Source organism: Azobacteroides sp. (SeqCode), assembly GCF_055395615.1.
Map to the genome: position 1 here is coordinate 742,602 of NZ_AP014701.1, position 18,554 is coordinate 761,155.

Here is an 18,554-nt window from a genome sequence, read left to right on the forward strand (position 1 = left end):
TTATTTTCGCTTTAAAAATTTTAAAATTATATGAAATATAATTTTTCTACCATAGAAAAAAAATGGCAAAAATATTGGAAAGAGAATAATACTTATCGGGTAGATATAGATAAAAATAAGCCGAAATATTATGTATTAGATATGTTTCCTTATCCATCAGGATCAGGTTTGCATGTAGGGCATCCGCTTGGATATATTGCTTCTGATATTTATGCTCGGTACAAACGGTTAAAAGGATTTAATGTACTGCATCCTATGGGGTATGATGCTTACGGACTACCAGCGGAACAACATGCTATTCAAACAGGTCAGCATCCGTCTATTACTACCGATAGAAATATTAATTGTTATAGAAAACAATTGGATAAAATTGGCTTTTGTTTTGATTGGAATAGAGAAATTCGCACGTGTGATCCTAAATATTATCGATGGACACAATGGGTATTTATCCAAATGTTTAACTCATATTATTGCAAGAAAATACAACAGGCACGACCTATTACCGAATTAATAAAGATTTTTGAAGAAAAGGGAACAGAAAGCCTAAATGTTGCTTGTACTAAGAAAATTCATTTGACAGCAAGTGAATGGAAAATGAAAAATGAAAAGAATAAACAAGAAATATTGATGAATTACCGTATTGCTTATTTAGCAGATACTTCAGTGAATTGGTGTCCAGATTTGAGAACTGTTTTGGCAAATGATGAAATAAATGAAGGTGTATCTATACGCGGTGGGTATAAAGTAGAACATCGTAAGATGCGTCAGTGGTGTTTGCGTGTTTCAGCTTATTCTCAACGTTTATTAGATGGGTTAGATAAAATAGAATGGACAAATTCATTGAAAGAAATGCAACGTAATTGGATAGGACGTTCGGAAGGTGTAGAATTGTGCTTTAAAATTAAAGATTTAGATATTGAATTTATGATTTTCACAACTCGTCCTGATACCATTTTTGGAGTTACATTTATAGTAATTTCTCCTGAAAATGAATGGATTGAACAAATAGTAACATCTAAAAGAAAAAATATGTTCAATTCTTACATGAATTTGGTGATGGGATATACTGAAAGAGAACGTGTTCTCAATAAGAAAATAACAGGAATATTTACAGGTTCTTATGCTTTGAATCCTATAAATGGATCAATAATTCCTATTTGGATTTCTGATTATGTGTTGGCAAATTATGGAACAGGGGCTATTATGGCTGTTCCTGCGCATGATAGTCGTGATTATGCTTTTGCTAAATGTTTTAATTTGCCAATAATTCCCTTGATTGAGGGTGCTGATGTTTCTAAAGCGAGTTTTGATTCTAGAGAAGGAATTATAATGAATTCTAATTTTTTAGATGGGTTACCAGTAAAGCAAGCTGTCCAAAAGGTAAAAGACTACATAGAAAAGGAAAAATTGGGAAAAATTAAGATAAATTATCGCTTACGTGATGCCATTTTTAGTCGTCAGCGATATTGGGGTGAACCCATCCCTATTTATTATAGGGATGGAATCCCTTATTCGGTAAATGAAAAAGATCTTCCTATTAAACTCCCTGAAATAGAAAGATTTTTATCTACTGAAGCAGGGAACCCTCCATTAGGACATGCTAAAAATTGGACGTATGAAGGTTATCCGTTAGAACTTACTACTATGCCCGGATTTGCTGGTTCTTCGGCTTATTATTTGCGATACGAAGATCCGCATAATGATGAATGTTTAGTTTCCATTAGTTCTAATGAATATTGGAAAAATGTCGATTTATACGTTGGTGGAATAGAACATGCTACGGGACATTTAATTTACAGTCGCTTTTGGAATAAATTTTTGTTCGATTTGGGGATTATTGTAGATGATGAACCTTTTAAGAAATTAATAAATCAAGGAATGATTTATGGACGTTCCAACTTTGTATATCGGATAAAAAACACAAATACATTTGTCTCTTATGGACTAAAGTATAAATATGATGTTACTCCTATTCATGTGGATATTAGTATAGTTTTTAATGATGTTTTGAACATTGAATTTTTTAAAAGTTGCAGTCCTGAATATAAAAATGCAGAATTTATTTTAGAAAATGGAAAATATATTTGTGGCTGGGTAATAGAAAAAATGTCTAAATCTATGTTCAATGTAGTTAATCCTGACGATATAGTGGATAAATTTGGAGCAGATGCATTTCGTTTGTACGAAATGTTTTTAGGACCACTAGAACAATCTAAGCCATGGAATACGATGGGGATAGATGGAATCTCTCGTTTTTTACAGCGCTTGTGGAATTTATTTTTTGAAAATGATGTATTTAAAGTTTCGAATGCTCTTCCATCTTATGAAGAGATGAGATCACTTCATAAATTGATTAAAAAAATAGGTTGGGATATTGAAAATTTTTCTTTTAACACTTCTGTATCAGCTTTTATGATTTGTATAAATGAATTGACGTTATTAAAATGTAATAAACGTTCTCTATTAAATGATTTAGTCATTGTACTTACTCCTTTTACTCCTCATATTGCTGAGGAATTATGGCATTTATTGGGGAATCAAACAACAGTTTGTGATGCAAAATTTCCTATGTATAATGAGGAATACTTAAAAGAAGAAACTATAAAATATACTATTTCATTTAATGGTAAAGCCCGTTTTATACTGGATTTTCCACTAAATACGCCTAAGGAAAATATTAAAAATGTAGTAGTAAAGCACAAAAAATCAAAAAAATGGTTGAGAAATAAAATACCCAAAAAAATAATTATTGTTCCTAATAAAATTGTAAATATTGTTTTTTAATGAATAACTTGAAAGACGTACAATATTCCCAGAATTATTAAAGCAATACTTAGCTTGGACATTTTAGTATTATTGCTCCGTGATATATAAGTCAAACAGGATTTGTTTTGGAATTATATAAAGTACATAATGCATCTGGATGGGTGGTGTGTAATAATTTGATTATTATCATAAATACTCAAATGGTTCCCTAGTAACCTTCTATTAAGGGTATGAAGTTTTTTATTAAAGTTGATAAGCTGAATAGCTTGCATATACGAGTTTTCCTCTAAAATTTCTACTCCATCTGTTTCTTGAATATTAAGTAAAGCTTTATCCATATCGAAAATAATGTTTTTTAAGAAATGTTTTTTTATTTCAATACTGAGTTATTTAAATTTATTTATTATATTGGATGGCTTGTGTTTGTCGTTTTTTTTGATAAGACTTTGTAATACTGTCTTTATGGGTGTTCTATCATAGAGGCAAGAATCTTAAAATTTGTGTTGTAACTAGCATTGTAGAGAAAATAATAATTTTTTAGTATTTTGCGCTAGAATTGCAAATACAAAAGTAACGGAAGGTTCTGTGATTGTTTCAAATTATGTGTGTAAAAATGAAAGAAAAATTTCTCATAGAGTATCCTTCGTCGGAAAAGATATATGTACCTGGAAACTTGTATAATATTCATGTCGGAATGCGTAAAATTCATTTGACAGATACTCTCAAAGATAAAGAGTGTAGAAAACTTAATCATCCAATTGTTGTTTATGATACAAGCGGGCAGTATTCGGATCCTTGCTCTATTATAGATATCTATAAAGGACTAAAAAGAATAAGAGAAGAGTGGATAGACAAAAGAAACGATACAGAATTTTTTCAAAGTTTTTCTTTTTATGATAATAAAAAAATAGAGGATATTCGTCTTATCAATAATTTTTGTTTTCCTGTCGCTCATTTACCTCGTAGAGCGAGAGTTGGAAAGAATATTACACAGATGTATTATGCTAGACAGGGAATTATTACTCCAGAAATGGAATATGTGTCTATTCGTGAAAATTGTCAGAATACGAATTTAGGTATTTCATCCCATATCACACCAGAATTTGTACGAAGTGAAATTGCTGCCGGAAGAGCTGTTATACCTGCCAATATTAATCACCCGGAAGTTGAGCCAATGATTATTGGAACTCATTTTTTAGTAAAAATAAACACTAATATAGGAACTTCTTCTTTGTTATCCACTATGGAGGAGGAAATAAAAAAAGCAGTATTGAGTTTCAAATGGGGAAGTGATACAATAATGGATTTATCTACTGGTATTTATATAAATGAAACTCGTGAATGGATTATTCGTAATTGTCCTATTCCATTAGGTACGGTACCTATTTATCAAGCTTTTGAGAAAGTAAATGGTAGTATAGAACAGTTAAATTGGGAAATATACCGTGATACACTTATTGAGCAATGTGAGCAAGGTGTAGATTATTTTACTATTCATGCAGGATTGCTTAAAAAATCGCTTTCTTTAGTTAAAAAAAGAACAACTGGTATTGTATCTCGTGGAGGTTCAATCCTTGCTAATTGGATGAATTTGCATAGAGAAGAGAACTTTCTTTATACACACTTTGAGGAAATATGTGAAATATTGAAGCAATATGATGTAGCTGTTTCTTTAGGAGATGGTCTTCGTCCTGGTTCTATCATAGATGCAAATGATGCTGCTCAATTTTCGGAATTGCAGGTATTGGGAGAATTGACACAAAAAGCATGGAGACATCATGTACAAGTATTGATAGAGGGTCCTGGACATATTCCTATAAATAAAGTGAAAGAGAATATGGATAAGCAAATAAAGTATTGTTATGGAGCTCCATTCTATACGTTAGGTCCTCTTACTATTGACATTGCTCCAGGTTATGATCATATTGTTTCTGCTATTGGAGCAGCTCAAATAGCTTACTATGGTACAGCTATGATTTGCTATGTCACTCCAAAAGAACACCTTGGCTTGCCTGATAAAGAGGATGTAAGAGCTGGAGTTATTGCCTATAAAATAGCGGCTCATGCAGCAGATATTGCTAAGGGACATCCAGGGGCACAAATAAGAGATGATGCTTTGAGTAAAGCACGCTTTGATTTTAGGTGGAAAGATCAATTTAATCTTTCTCTTGATCCAGAAAGAGCGTTGGAGTTATATAAAGCTAGAGGGAAACTGACGGAAAGTGACCATTGTACTATGTGTGGACCTCATTTTTGTGCAATGAAAATGAATAAGGGTATAATTTGTAATGAAGCAGTATAAACGAGTATTATCTATTGCTGGGAGTGACCCAAGTGGAGGTGCAGGCATACAAGCAGATTTGAAAACTTTTTCTGCGTGTGGTTGCTATGGGACTACAGTAATCACATCTGTAGTTGATGAAAATACAGTTGGTGTAAAAAGTATTCATCCTGTTCCTGTTTCGTTCGTAATAGGACAAATTCATTCTGTACTTGATGATATAGGAACAGATGCAATAAAAATAGGCATGCTTTATTCTTCTGAATTAATATGTGCAGTGAGGGATTCTATTTTTTCTTATGATACTATACGAAATATAGTATTAGATCCCGTTATGGTTGCAACTTCAGGAGATTCTTTGCTCTCTAGTAATGCTAGAGATACATTAAAAAATGAATTCATCCCTTTTGTTCGTGTAATAACTCCTAATATTCCGGAGGCAGAGATATTGTTAGATAGAATTATAATTAATACGGAGGATTTTTCACTTGCAGCAAAGGATTTATCTTTTGGTGGAAAAGTTTCTGTTTTATTAAAGGCGGGACATTTGAAAGAAGAAATTTTGACAGATGTGTTTTATAATGCGGAAACAGATGAGATATTACACTTTTCTCATCCTATTATAAGAACAAAAAACACACATGGAACAGGTTGTACGTTATCTTCGGCAATAGCTGCTTATTTAGCTTATGGATGTATTCTCAATGATGCGATAAAGAAAGCGGAAGCTTATATTACACAAGCTATACTTATTGGTTCTGAGTATCGGATAGGTAATGGAAATGGTTCAGTGCATCATTTTTTTTATTTCTGGGAATAGCTGTTATATTAATTAACTATATCATCAATTAAAAAGAAGTATTTCTCTTTAACTAAGTTCCTTTATGTATTCTATTAGTTGTTTATAAATAGGATTTTTAGTTAGTAAAAGTTCGTTTCCTGTAATGTAAAGTTGTATTCTTGCTCGTGTAAGGATTACGTTTAATTTTCGGTCTATTAATTTTCCATTTTCTTCTATATAATTAGGTAAATTTTCTAATTGTTTTTCAGTTTTAATACAAAAGGAATAAATGATAATATCTCGTTGACTTCCTTGAAATCGTTCTACAGTGTCGACAAGTATGTTAGAAAAATCCTTAATATTTGTTTTGCTTAATTGTTGTTGAATAAGAGCAATTTGATTTCGGAAGGGAGTAATTATTCCAATAATTTGTGAATTAAATTTTTTTTTGTTTGAATATTCTTGGTAAATATTTTTGCAAATATTCACTATTTGAATAGCTTCTTTAATATTAGTTTTGATTGCTATTTCTTCTTTAGAGGGAGAAATATGGTAGAAATGTAATCTTTTATTAGGTATTTTTAATTCTGTCTGGTGCGGTAATCCGGCTGATATCAATTTGCCTTCGTAGAAGTGTTGAGAAGGAAAATGGGCGATATTTGGATGCATACGTCCTTGCTTGATAAGTATTGAAAAATGAGAAGTTAAATTTAGATTAATGTATTGTTTGTAAAAACGTTCAAATAAAGAATTACTTAAATTAGTTAATCCTATTACATTTAATATAGGTTCCTTTACATTACTCTCTTCCTTGGTTTGTAAAACTATTGCAGGTAATTGTTTGTGATCACCAATTAAGATAAATCGGCTAATGGCGTTTTCTCTTTTATGATTTTTTGCACAAAAGATACCTAATAAATGAGGTTCTAATAACTGTGTAGCTTCGTCAATAATAGCTAAATCAAATTGCTTTATACGAAATAATTCAGGTTTATTCCATATGGAAGCAACTGTTCCTACATAAATTTGGAAATGATCGAGTGTTTCAGCAATTTCGCATCTTTTTGTACAATTGTTTAAATATTTCTCCAATAAATGTGAATGAAAGGATTGTTCACTGGTCAATTCGCTGCCAATACGAATAAATTCTAAAGAAGAGTTGATACTTACTAAGGCTTTGCATATTTCATCTACAGCTCGGTTTGTATAAGAAAGTAAGAGAATGTTTGAATTATTATTTTGAATTTCGTTTTCTACTATTTGTTTTAGTGCGATGGAAGTTTTACCTGTTCCTGGTGGTCCAATTATAAGATGGATTTCTTTTTTATTATCTTTTATAGAAGAAAAGGGAGTCGTTAATAAATCTTTTCTATCTTGATTAGCATATAGAAAACTTGTTAATGATTGAAACATGCCTATATATACAGAATCTATATAGTCATGTTCAATAGCATAAAAGGATTCACTACTCCATATATTCGGATTTTTTTGCTTTTGATTAAGGCGTATCTTTAGTTGTGAGCTTTCTAAATGTTCTATAACTCCTTTGAAAACTTGGTGATTGTTTATTGTATCAGAGTCTGAACAACGTTCGTATAGGACAATTGAATCTCCTTGTCGGAAATTTGGCAAATATAAATCTTTGTATTTAGGTATTTTAAAACTAATAGTCTGTGATTTGGTAGATACTTGAATATTATTAATCTTTAAATTGTAAAATAAATCACCAGATATTAGTTTATCTTCAAACGAAGCATTCCATAGTATGGAAGATTTCTTTATACCTTCATATTCACGTTTCCCTGTTTTGAAAAGCCATAATTCTTTTACTACAAAAGTGTAAAGGCGTAGAAAATAGACTTTTTCATGCTCTTTCAATCGTGAAAAAGCAAAATGGAATTTATCTATACTAGGTGCTAAGTAATGAATAAAAAAATTGTTAGAAAGATGTTTAAGATTTAGGTTGTGAGAATTTATTCCATTCAATAATTTAAGACAAGTATCTATATTATTATTCTTCTGTAAAAAGTATTCATAAGCAACTATTTGATTGCGAAGAGATAAAGCTGATCGAAGACATTGAGGAGAATGACTTTCTTTTTTTAGAATAGGATATCTGGAATATAGTAAATAAGACTCAGTCTTTTCAATTGACAGATTTAAATTGAATTCAAGCATTGCTAAATATAGAGTTATTTGGATGTAATGGTTTTGTGCAGAAGTCAGAAATTTTCCTGTATGAAAATTTTCTATTGCTTTACCCGATTTTAATTCAATAAATTTAGAATTGTCTTGTAGTAAGATATCTAAGCGCCCCTGTAATCCCAAATATTTGCATATGAATGAGGGTTCTAGAATAATTTTTTCCCTGTCTATTCCAATTTTTGGGAATTTTTTTTTTATAATTTTTTGAATGTGTTCAAAATGTTTCCTAGAGTTGAAGAAAAAATCAGCTTCCATTTTTGGATTTTGTAAATCTTTACAGGTTGTAAATTCAAAAGCAGAAGATTGAAATGCTTTTTTTAAAATAGCAATATAATCTATAGACTGATTTTCATTAATTAATTCATCTATAAAGAAGTTAGCGGTATTTCCTAGTAATATAGGTATTGTTATTTTTCGTTTTTGTAAACGTGCTAATGTATAGTTTAAATGATGATTTCCATAAGGTTTGAAACATTCGGCAAGTGAACTGATATCTATTAAGTAGTCTGGTTCGAAAATAATATATTCAGCTTCAAAAGTATTCTTTGTTTTTTCTTTTATATTTACTAGATTAAATGTAGAGCCGGTTTGAAGAATTGGGGAAAGTCCGGTTAGTTCTTCTGTTTGTTGATTAGTACAATGTAAGGTAATTACTTGTTTATTAGAGTTAGTAGCAAGTAATTTGTTGCTTGCCATTTTATGGAAAGTAACTCGTAATATTTTTGAATTGTTCACTATTTATTTAATAATAAAACGATGGTAAAATTTCTGATTTCCATTCTCTTATATTTTATACTTTTTTATGTTTTTAGAAAGTATTCATTTATGTAATGCTTCAACGGATTTTTACGAAACTCTTTTAGAGCTTTTTCAATAGCTAAGGAGATTTTTCTTGCATTATTTTGTTTTTTTTAAAAAAAGTATTTCTGAATAATTGTAGAAATTTAACAGTCGTATGAATAAGTAATTTTCTATTCATTGATGTAACAAAATTGCTATCATTTGATTCCCCTATTTATGGATCTCTTTTGTTTTTTTTTGAAAATAGAACTAGCGTAATTTCACAATTAAAGTGAAATTACGGAAACTGCTCGTTGATATGGATAATTTAAATTTACATCTATTCGTTGTAGTTGGTATAATTACTAATTATACTTGTTATAACTATATTTGCAGTGATTTTTTTATTTATTAGGGCATTAAAGTGCCCTAATAAATAAAGTAATTTTAAATTATATTTATACAAATGTAAATAATTTATGAATAATTATGTAGTATCGGCAAGAAGGTACCGTCCTGTCAATTTTCGATCGATAGTTGGTCAGAAATCATTAATTATTACACTGAAAAACGCTATTCAAAATAATAAGTTAGCGCATGCTTATATTTTTTGTGGACCACGTGGAGTAGGAAAAACTACTTGTGCTCGTATTTTTGCAAAAACTATTAATTGTACATGTCTTAAAAAAGACGGAGAGGCTTGTAATGAATGTGAGGCATGTCATTCATTCAATGAAAATCGTTCTTACAATATTTATGAATTAGACGCTGCTTCTAACAATTCAGTAGACGATATTCGTTCTTTGACGGAGCAAGTACGAATACCTCCTCAAGGAGGAGGTTATAAAGTTTACATTATAGATGAAGTTCATATGTTGTCTACTTCTGCGTTTAATGCATTCTTGAAAACATTAGAGGAACCACCTCATCATTCTATATTTATATTAGCTACTACTGAAAAATATAAAATTATTCCGACCATTTTATCGCGTTGTCAAATTTATAATTTCAATAGAATTACTATTAATGATATAGTTGAATATTTGGAATATGTAGCTAAAAATGAAAATATTTCTACTGAAAGAGAAGCTTTAAATGTTATTGCTCAAAAAGCTGATGGTGGAATGCGTGATGCTTTGTCTATTTTTGACCAAATATCTAGTTTTTCTACTGGAAATATTACTTATAAGTCTGTTGTTGAAAGTTTGAATATATTGGATTATGAATATTATTTCCGGTTAGTTGATGCCATTCTTGTTGGGAATATAGGTTTCAGTTTACTTCTTCTCAATGAAATTATAAAAAAAGGTTTTGATGGACAACAAATTATAGGAGGATTAGCTAATTTTTTTCGTGATATAATGATCTGTAAAGACCCGCAAACCATTGTCTTGTTTGAAATAGGTAATATCATAAAAGAAAAATACTTAAATCTTGCCAAACAATGTACAAATCATTTTTTATATAATGCACTGGAGTTTAGTAATGAGTGTGATTTAAACTACCAGTATAGTAAAAATAAACGTTTGCTCATGGAATTATTGTTTATTCGTTTGTGTCAACTCAATTTTCAATTAAAACAGAATAAAAAAGTTGTAATCAACCCTTTAATTACAAAAGAAGAAAATACTGTCTTTAAACAAAAACAAGTTATTGTTAGTAGTAAAGAAAAATCTACTGTAAGAGCTGTAAATCCTAGTTCATTACCAAAACTAAAATTTTCTCTAAAGAAAAGTAGCATTGAGAGTACAAATGATGAAAAAAAAAAAACATGTCTCAAACAACAATCTATTTTAAAAGAAAAATTTACGCAACAAAATTTAGAAGAAGTATGGGATCAGTTCCTTGACAGGGAAAATAATATATATTTCAAATATATATTATTGAATGCTATTCCTAGATTACAGGAGAATAATTATATTCAGATTACAGTTTTCGATTTTGAACGACGAAAAGAATTGAACAATAGAGAAGATGAGTTAAGGAGGTTTTTATCTCAAAAATTGAAAAATACTCAAATAGAGTTAAAGATAGTTACTGTAAAAAATAAACAAAACTATTTCTATATAAATAGAAGAAAATTTGAACTTCTAGCTAAAAAGAATCCTGTTTTAATTATGCTTGCAAAAACTTTTAATTTGAGATATTAGTTAAAAGTGTTACAAAGTAGCTTTGTACACTATAGAAGTAATCAAAAAATTTAAAAGAAAGTTAAAATAGCTTAATGTTGATTTAATCTGCTTAAGTTGAGACTTATCTATTCCTAATCAGTTATTGATAATTGGATATATTTATCATTTTGAAAAATTCATCTTCAGAAATTATCCTTATTCTCAATTGTTTGGCTTTTATTAATTTGGAAGAGCTCATATTAATTCCTGCAAGAATAAAATTGGTTTTTGATGAAAGAGAAGATGTATTTTTCCCTCCGTTATTTTTTATTAATTCTTTGTATTTCTCTCGAGAATATCGACAGAATGTACCGCTAATAACAAATGTTTTGCCAGTCAATAATGAACTGACGGATTTTTTTTGATTTTTGGATAATTGCAATCCATAAAATTTTAAGCGTTCAATTAATTTAATGTTGTTTTTATTTTGAAAATATTGAATAACATTTTGAGCTATTTTGTCTCCAATTTCGTTTGTTTTTGTGAGTTGTTTATTACTAGCTGTTGATAGTTTTTCTATTGTTGGAAATGCTTTTACTAGTTTCTTAGCTACAGTTTCACCTACAAATCGGATCCCTAGTCCGTATAGAACGCGTTCGTAAGGAATTTGTTTAGATTGCTTTATGCTTTCTATGAAATTAATTGCACTTTTTTCCGCCCATCGTTTTAATTGAAGAATATCTTTCATTTGTATTTCATACAAATCTGCCACATTATTAACCAGTCCAACTTTGTAAAAAGCTTCTATATTTTCTTCTCCTATATTAATATTCATAGCTTTTTTACCTACAAAATGAATTATCATTCCCTTTATTTGTGCTGCACATTGGGTAAAATTAGGGCAATAGTAAGTTGCTTTTTCTGGAAAACGTACTAGAGGTGTTTTACAAGCTGGGCATTTTTTTGGGAAATACACTTTACTTCCTACTTTCAATCGTATTTCTTTGTTTACATTAGTAATTTTAGGGATAATTTCTCCACTTTTTTCTACATAACATTGGTCTCCAATGTGTAAATCGAGATTATTAATAATATCTTCGTTATACAATGAAGCTCTTTTAACCACTGTCCCGGATAGTAACACTGGGTCTAAATTAGCAACAGGTGTAATAATTCCAGTTCTTCCTACTTGAAAATCTACAGAACGCAAAATTGTTTTGATAGTTTGTGCTTGAAATTTGTAAGCAATAGCCCAACGAGGAGATTTAGTTTTTTGTCCCAAAATTGATTGTTGGCGAACAGAGTCTACTTTCAATACAGTACCATCTGTTGCAAAAGGCAGATTTTTTCTTTCTTTATCCCAGTAGCTTATAAAATCAAAAACCTCATCTATTGTTTGACAACATTTGATGACATTCGAAACTTTGAATCCCCAATTTCGGGCAAATTGCAAATTTTCATAATGACTATCACTAGGCAAATTATCACTTAAAAGTTGATATAAAAAAACATCTAGATTACGTTGTAAAACAACTTGAGAATTGAATGTTTTTAATGTTCCTGCAGCAGCATTTCTAGGATTAGCGAATGGATTACTACCATTTTTTATTCTTTCCTTATTTATTTTGTTAAAAGAAATCCATGGAAAAATTACTTCACCTCGTATTTCAAAGGAATTAGGATAGTTATTACTACGTAATTTTAGTGGAATAGTTTTGATTGTGCGAATATTTGTCGTAACGTCATCTCCGGTAGTCCCATCTCCTCGTGTGACGGCACGCAACAATAAACCATTTTCGTAAATCAAAGAAATAGAAACTCCATCATATTTTAGTTCACAAATAATTACAAAATTTTCATCAAGTGTTTTTTTAACTTTTTTGTAAAAATCATTTATTTCTTCCTTTGAATATGTATTGGAAAGAGAGAGCATTGGATAGACATGATTTACTTGTGCGAAACTATTGTTAATATCGCTTCCTATCCGTTGTGTAGGAGAATAATAGCTATAATACTCTGGATATTGAGCTTCTAATTTTTCTAATTCTTTTAACTTTTTGTCAAATTCAGAATCACTAATGATTGGTTGAGCAAGTACATAATATTGATAATTCCAATTATCTATATTTTTTCTTAAAATATCTATTTTTTGCTTTATATTCATAATAAACTTGAATCATTATGTTTTTTTAATTAAAAGGCAGTATTACAAAAAAATAAGCAGATAGGGCACATTAAAATAAATTAGTAAGGTAAAGTATTATTATTCCTCGTGATACCGCACTCATGTACTTTACAAAAGTATGAAACATAAATTATGAGGTGTATTTTTTTTCTAGAAGTTTTGAATGAGATAAGGTTAAAGATATTTCCAAAACTAATTATAAAAAATTATTCTTCTTACGATTCCCTGTTATTAAATTTTGAATAAATTAAGTATTTTTCGTATTACTTAATTTATCCCCAAATGAATTTACTTAAATCTAATATTCTAATTAATATTTAAATATTATACTTTATATAGCGTGATTATAGAAATGACAACTATATTGAATTTTAAAAACATAGAAGAAAGCGAACTTTCTTTTTCACCTAAAATAAACTATTTTTTTGGTAACAACGGTGTTGGAAAAACAAACTTGCTTGATGCTTTGTATTATCTTGCTTTCACGAAAAGTTACACTAACATGATAGATTCACAGTTAATTAATCACAATAAAAATTTTTCTGTTCTTCATGCTTTTTACAAAGATAAAGAGAATACAGAAGAAATCTACTGTGGAATAAGGCGTAAACAACGAAAAGTCTTTAAACGAAACAAGAAAGAATATGAGAGACTTTCTGAACATATTGGATTGATTCCTACTGTTATGATTTCTCCTGTTGATACAGATATTATTCAATCTGGAAGTAATGGGCGTAGAAAATTTGTTAATATGCTCATTTGTCAATACGACAAAGAATACCTGAGAGCATTGATTCACTATAATAAAGCTTTACAACAGAGGAATTTCCTGCTAAGAAGAACTTTTCATTCGTCATCTAGTGAAGAGTTCGAAATTTGGGAAGAGCAAATGGCAATCTCTGGTGAGGTTATTTATCAGAAAAGAAAAAAATTCACAACTGATTTTTTACCTTTATTTAAGAAATATTACTATGCAATTGGAAGTAAAAATGAAGCAGTAGACTTAGAATACATATCCCATTTGGACAATTATTCTTTATTAGAGTTGTTATCTGAAAAAAGAGAACGTGATAAAATGTTAGGATTTACTAGCATAGGAATTCATAAAGATGATTTTAATTTTATACTTAATGATTACTTAATTCGCAAAGTTGGCTCTCAGGGACAAAATAAAACTTATTTAATTGCTTTGAAATTGGCACAGTTTAATTTTTTAGTTCAAAAAGGATCCTCCATTCCTATATTGTTGATAGATGATTTATTTGATAAATTGGATACAAATCGAGTGGAAAAAATTATCCATTTAGTAACTCAATCTATTTTTGGACAAATATTTATTACTGATACAAATTGTAAGCATTTGGATGATATTTTAGCAAGTGTGCAACATAGTTATAAACTTTTTTCAGTAAATGGTGGAGTAATTGGAGAATTCTTATGAAAACAGTTTTTATTTAATATATGTTCTTACATATATATAGTTATATGAGTTGCCCGTTTTTTAAAATCCAAAATATTGTCTTTATATTTGTTTTTTATTGAATTGTGATTTTATTATTATAATGAGTACGTCTGATTTGAGTGAACAAGAAATACTCCGACGTAAAAGTCTGGAGGAATTAAGAAACAGAGGAATTGATCCATATCCTGCTGAGGAATATCTTGTAACAGATTATTCTACAGATATAAAAAAAGAATTCAAGGAAGATGCTCCACTATGGGAGGTGTCTGTGGCAGGTCGAATAATGAGTCGTCGAATTATGGGTAAAACTTCTTTTGTAGAGCTTCAAGATTCTGTTGGTAAAATACAACTTTATATTAATTGTGATAGTCTTTGTCCGACTGAGAATAAGGATTTTTATTCTATAGTATTTAAAAAATTGCTCGATATTGGTGATCTTATTGGAATAAGAGGGTATGTTTTTCGTACAAAAATGGGTGAGATATCAATACATGTAAGTAATTTAACCTTGCTTTCCAAGTCTTTGCGTCCGCTCCCCATTGTCAAATGCAAAGGAGGGGTAATTTACGATACCTATAATGATACTGAGTTACGTTACAGGCAACGTTATGTAGATTTAATTGTTAATAAAGGTACCAAGGATATTTTCTTGAAAAGAACGAAAATTTTCAATTCTATTCGAAATTTTTTTAATGAAAGAGATTATATAGAGGTAGATACTCCTATCTTGCAAAGTATTCCTGGGGGAGCAACTGCCCGTCCTTTTGTTACTTACCATAATGCGTTGGGCATTCCATTTTATTTGCGTATCGCTAATGAGCTGTATTTGAAACGATTGATTGTTGGTGGATTTAAAGGTGTTTATGAGTTTTCTCGTAATTTTCGTAATGAAGGTATGGATAAGATGCATAATCCAGAGTTTACTGTTGTGGAGATTTACATTTCTTACAAAGATTATAAATGGATGATGAATTTTACCCAACAAATGCTCGAGTATGTTTGTATGAAAGTTTTAGGAAATATTGAAATAAAGATAGGAGAACATTTAATTAATTTTGGAACTCCCTATAGGAAGATTACTATGATTGATGCTATTAAAGAAAATACAGGCATTGATATTATTGGAATGAATGAAAATCAATTACGTGATGTTTGTCGTCAATTACATATAGAGGAAGATAAGATGATAGGTAGCGGTAAACTTATAGATGAGATATTCAGTAAAAAATGTGAATGGAAGTATATTCAACCAACTTTTATAATTGATTATCCAAAGGAAATGTCTCCACTTTGTAAACGCCATAGGCAAAATTCTGAATTGACAGAACGTTTTGAATTAATAGTAAATGGGCAAGAATTAGCCAATGCATATTCGGAATTAAATGATCCAATTGACCAACGTGAACGTTTTGAAGAGCAATTGAAACTTTCGGAAAAGGGAGATAATGAGGCAATGTTCATAGATCGAGATTTTTTGTGTGCATTGGAATATGGAATGCCTCCAACATCAGGGATAGGAATTGGAATGGATCGTTTAGTAATGTTGCTGACAGGTCAAACCTCTATTCAGGAGGTACTATTTTTTCCTCAAATGCGCCCAAAAAAAACAAATTGATAATCTAATTAATGAACAATAGTGCGCGCAAAATAGGAGTATTAGGTGGTGGTAGTTGGGCTACTGCTATTTCTAAAATTATTTCTGATAAGTATATTGATTTTCATTGGTATATGCGTCGTATGGAGCAGATTGAAGAATTCAAAGAACTAAAACACAATCCATTTTATTTACCAGATGTAAAGTTTGATATGGAAAAGATATTTTTTCATAGTAACATCAATGAAATAGTTAAAAAGTGTGATATTTTGTTTTTTGTTGTTCCTTCTCCTTATCTTAAACAACATCTTAAAAATCTTTATTTGCCATTAAACAATAAATTTATTGTATCAGCTATCAAGGGTATTGTTCCAAATGAAAATATGTTAGTAAGCGATTATTTTGTTAAATATTATAATATTTCAATAGATAATATTGCTGTGTTAGGAGGTCCTTGTCATGCTGAAGAAGTTTCTTTAGAAAGATTATCGTATATTACGATAGGTTGTGGAAATGAAAAATATGTACAAGAGCTTGTAAAATTACTTACTACAAGTTATGTAAAAGTTCTTGTTAGTAATGATATTTCTGGAATAGGGTACGTTTCTACATTAAAAAATGTATACGCGATTGCCGTTGGTATTTGTCAAGGTTTGAAGTATGGTGATAATTTTAGGGCAGTACTTGTTTCTAATGCAATGAAAGAGTTGAAACGTTTTGTTAAAATTGTAAGTCCTATGACGAGGAATTTGTATGATTCAGCTTATTTAGGGGATTTATTGGTGACAGCTTATTCAAGATTTAGTCGTAATCAACTTTTTGGAACAATGATAGGTAAAGGATATTCTATTATAGCAGCTCAAATAGGAATGGGAATGGTTGCTGAAGGATACTTTGGAATTAAATGTATCAAAGAAATTAATAATAAATACTACGTAAGTATGCCTATATTAGACGCAATGTATTCTATTTTATACGAGAGTAAACCGGTAAGATCAATAGTACAACAGTTATCAAAGATACTTGAATGAGTAATAATTAAAGTTATGAAATTGAATATTGACAAAACAGTAAGAGTAATTACAGAAGAGCAAATTTTTGCACAAGCAGCTAAAACTAAAGAATGTAATGAAATGTTGGAAACTGGAAATGGGAAAGGGAAAAATTTTTTAGGATGGGTACATCTCCCTTCTCTTATCAAAAAAAAAGATATAAATGATATTCAGTCAACTGCTGATAGTTTTCGTTCTGATTGTGAAATTGTTGTAATGGTTGGTATTGGTGGAAGTTATCTCGGTGCAAGAGCAGTAATTACTGCTCTTGCAAATTCGTTTAGTATCTTGAAAAATGAACAGCCATTGGTTATTTATGCTGGACATAACATTAATGAAGATTATCTATATGAATTGTCTGAATATTTGCAAGGAAAAATGTTTGGTATTGTTAATATTTCTAAATCTGGGACAACTACTGAACCAGCATTAGCTTTTCGTATTTTAAAAAAACAATTGGAAGATTCTATAGGGAAAATTAATGCTCAAAAGAAAATTGTTGCTGTGACAGACAAAGTTCGTGGTTCTTTACGTGCTTTGGCAGTAGAAGAGAAATACAGAACTTACGTTATTCCAAATAATGTAGGAGGTCGATTTTCTGTATTAACACCTGTTGGATTACTGCCAATGGCAATAGCTGGAATAGATATTGAGCAATTAATTTCTGGGGCAGTTGATATGGAAAAAGCTACGTCAAGTGATGTTCCTTTTGAAAACAATCTAGCTGAGCTTTATGCATCTACTCGTAATGAATTATATAAAGTTGGGAAGAAAATAGAAATTCTTGCTAATTTTCATCCAAAATTACATTATGTGGCTGAGTGGTGGAAACAACTTTATAGCGAAAGTGAAGGGAAAGAGCATAAAGGTATTTTTACAGCTTCGGTAGATTTTACTACTGACCTACATTCTATGGGGCAATTGATTCAAGAAGCAGAGAGGAATATTTTTGAAACAGTGATATCTATTGTTAATCCTAAATATAGAGTAGAAGTTCCTTTAGAAGAAAAAGATTTAGATGGATTGAATTTCTTATCTGGGAAACGAGTGGATTATGTTAATAAAATGGCGGAATTAGGGACACAATTTGCTCATGTAGATGGCGGGGTTCCTAATATTAAGATAGAGCTTCTTGAGTTGAATGAATACTATTTAGGGCAATTGTTGTATTTCTTTGAAAGAGCTTGTGGTATTAGCGGTTATTTATTGGGAGTTAATCCTTTTGATCAGCCAGGTGTAGAAGCATACAAAAAAAATATGTTTACTTTACTTAAAAAACCTGGATATGAATATTAAAATTCAAAATAATGTTATTTTTCTTAATTAGATATTTTCTG

10 protein-coding genes are annotated in these 18,554 nt (G+C 30.0%); 8 read left to right on the forward strand and 2 right to left on the reverse strand.

Annotated elements, in window-relative coordinates; all coding sequences use genetic code 11:
- Positions 1 to 30: 30 nt before the first annotated feature.
- The 3 genes from leuS (at position 31) to thiD (ending at position 5,867) form a co-directional block, all read left to right on the forward strand.
- Positions 31 to 2,784 (forward strand): leucine--tRNA ligase, encoded by a 2,754-nt coding sequence (gene leuS, locus ACZ5QM_RS03055; RefSeq protein WP_464182563.1) that lies wholly within the window; start codon positions 31 to 33, stop codon positions 2,782 to 2,784.
- Positions 2,785 to 3,379: 595 nt separating this feature from the next.
- Positions 3,380 to 5,068, forward strand: a complete 1,689-nt coding sequence (gene thiC, locus ACZ5QM_RS03060) for a phosphomethylpyrimidine synthase ThiC (RefSeq protein ID WP_464182564.1) — start codon at positions 3,380 to 3,382, stop codon at positions 5,066 to 5,068.
- Entirely contained in the window at positions 5,055 to 5,867 is an 813-nt protein-coding gene (thiD, locus tag ACZ5QM_RS03065; protein ID WP_464182566.1) for a bifunctional hydroxymethylpyrimidine kinase/phosphomethylpyrimidine kinase, read from the forward strand. Before thiC ends, thiD begins: the two co-directional genes overlap by 14 nt.
- Positions 5,868 to 5,915: 48 nt before the next feature.
- Here the strand turns inward: thiD and ACZ5QM_RS03070 are convergent, their stop codons facing one another.
- Positions 5,916 to 8,729, reverse strand: coding sequence for an AAA domain-containing protein (locus tag ACZ5QM_RS03070; protein ID WP_464182567.1), 2,814 nt, complete (start codon positions 8,727 to 8,729; stop codon positions 5,916 to 5,918).
- A gap of 563 nt (positions 8,730 to 9,292) precedes the next feature.
- Here ACZ5QM_RS03070 and ACZ5QM_RS03075 point away from each other — a divergent pair.
- A complete protein-coding gene (locus tag ACZ5QM_RS03075) occupies positions 9,293 to 10,963 on the forward strand; it encodes a DNA polymerase III subunit gamma/tau (protein WP_464182568.1) in 1,671 nt (556 codons plus the stop codon).
- Between the two features lie 121 nt (positions 10,964 to 11,084).
- Here ACZ5QM_RS03075 and ligA read toward each other — a convergent pair whose 3' ends face one another.
- Complete coding sequence (gene ligA / locus ACZ5QM_RS03080) at positions 11,085 to 13,088, reverse strand: NAD-dependent DNA ligase LigA (protein WP_464182569.1); 2,004 nt, start codon at positions 13,086 to 13,088, stop codon at positions 11,085 to 11,087.
- Between the two features lie 361 nt (positions 13,089 to 13,449).
- Here ligA and recF point away from each other — a divergent pair, with 361 nt between their 5' ends.
- The 4 genes from recF to ACZ5QM_RS03100 all read left to right on the forward strand — a co-directional run bounded on the left by recF (position 13,450) and on the right by ACZ5QM_RS03100 (position 18,513).
- Complete coding sequence (recF, locus tag ACZ5QM_RS03085; protein WP_464182570.1) at positions 13,450 to 14,550, forward strand: DNA replication/repair protein RecF; 1,101 nt, start codon at positions 13,450 to 13,452, stop codon at positions 14,548 to 14,550.
- Between the two features lie 121 nt (positions 14,551 to 14,671).
- Entirely contained in the window at positions 14,672 to 16,186 is a 1,515-nt protein-coding gene (gene lysS / locus ACZ5QM_RS03090; RefSeq protein ID WP_464182571.1) for a lysine--tRNA ligase, read from the forward strand.
- An 11-nt stretch (positions 16,187 to 16,197) separates the two neighbouring features.
- On the forward strand, positions 16,198 to 17,196 hold the full coding sequence (locus ACZ5QM_RS03095; protein WP_464182572.1) for an NAD(P)H-dependent glycerol-3-phosphate dehydrogenase: 999 nt from the start codon (positions 16,198 to 16,200) through the stop codon (positions 17,194 to 17,196).
- Between the two features lie 15 nt (positions 17,197 to 17,211).
- Positions 17,212 to 18,513, forward strand: a complete 1,302-nt coding sequence (locus ACZ5QM_RS03100) for a glucose-6-phosphate isomerase (protein WP_464182574.1) — start codon at positions 17,212 to 17,214, stop codon at positions 18,511 to 18,513.
- Positions 18,514 to 18,554: the final 41 nt, after the last annotated feature.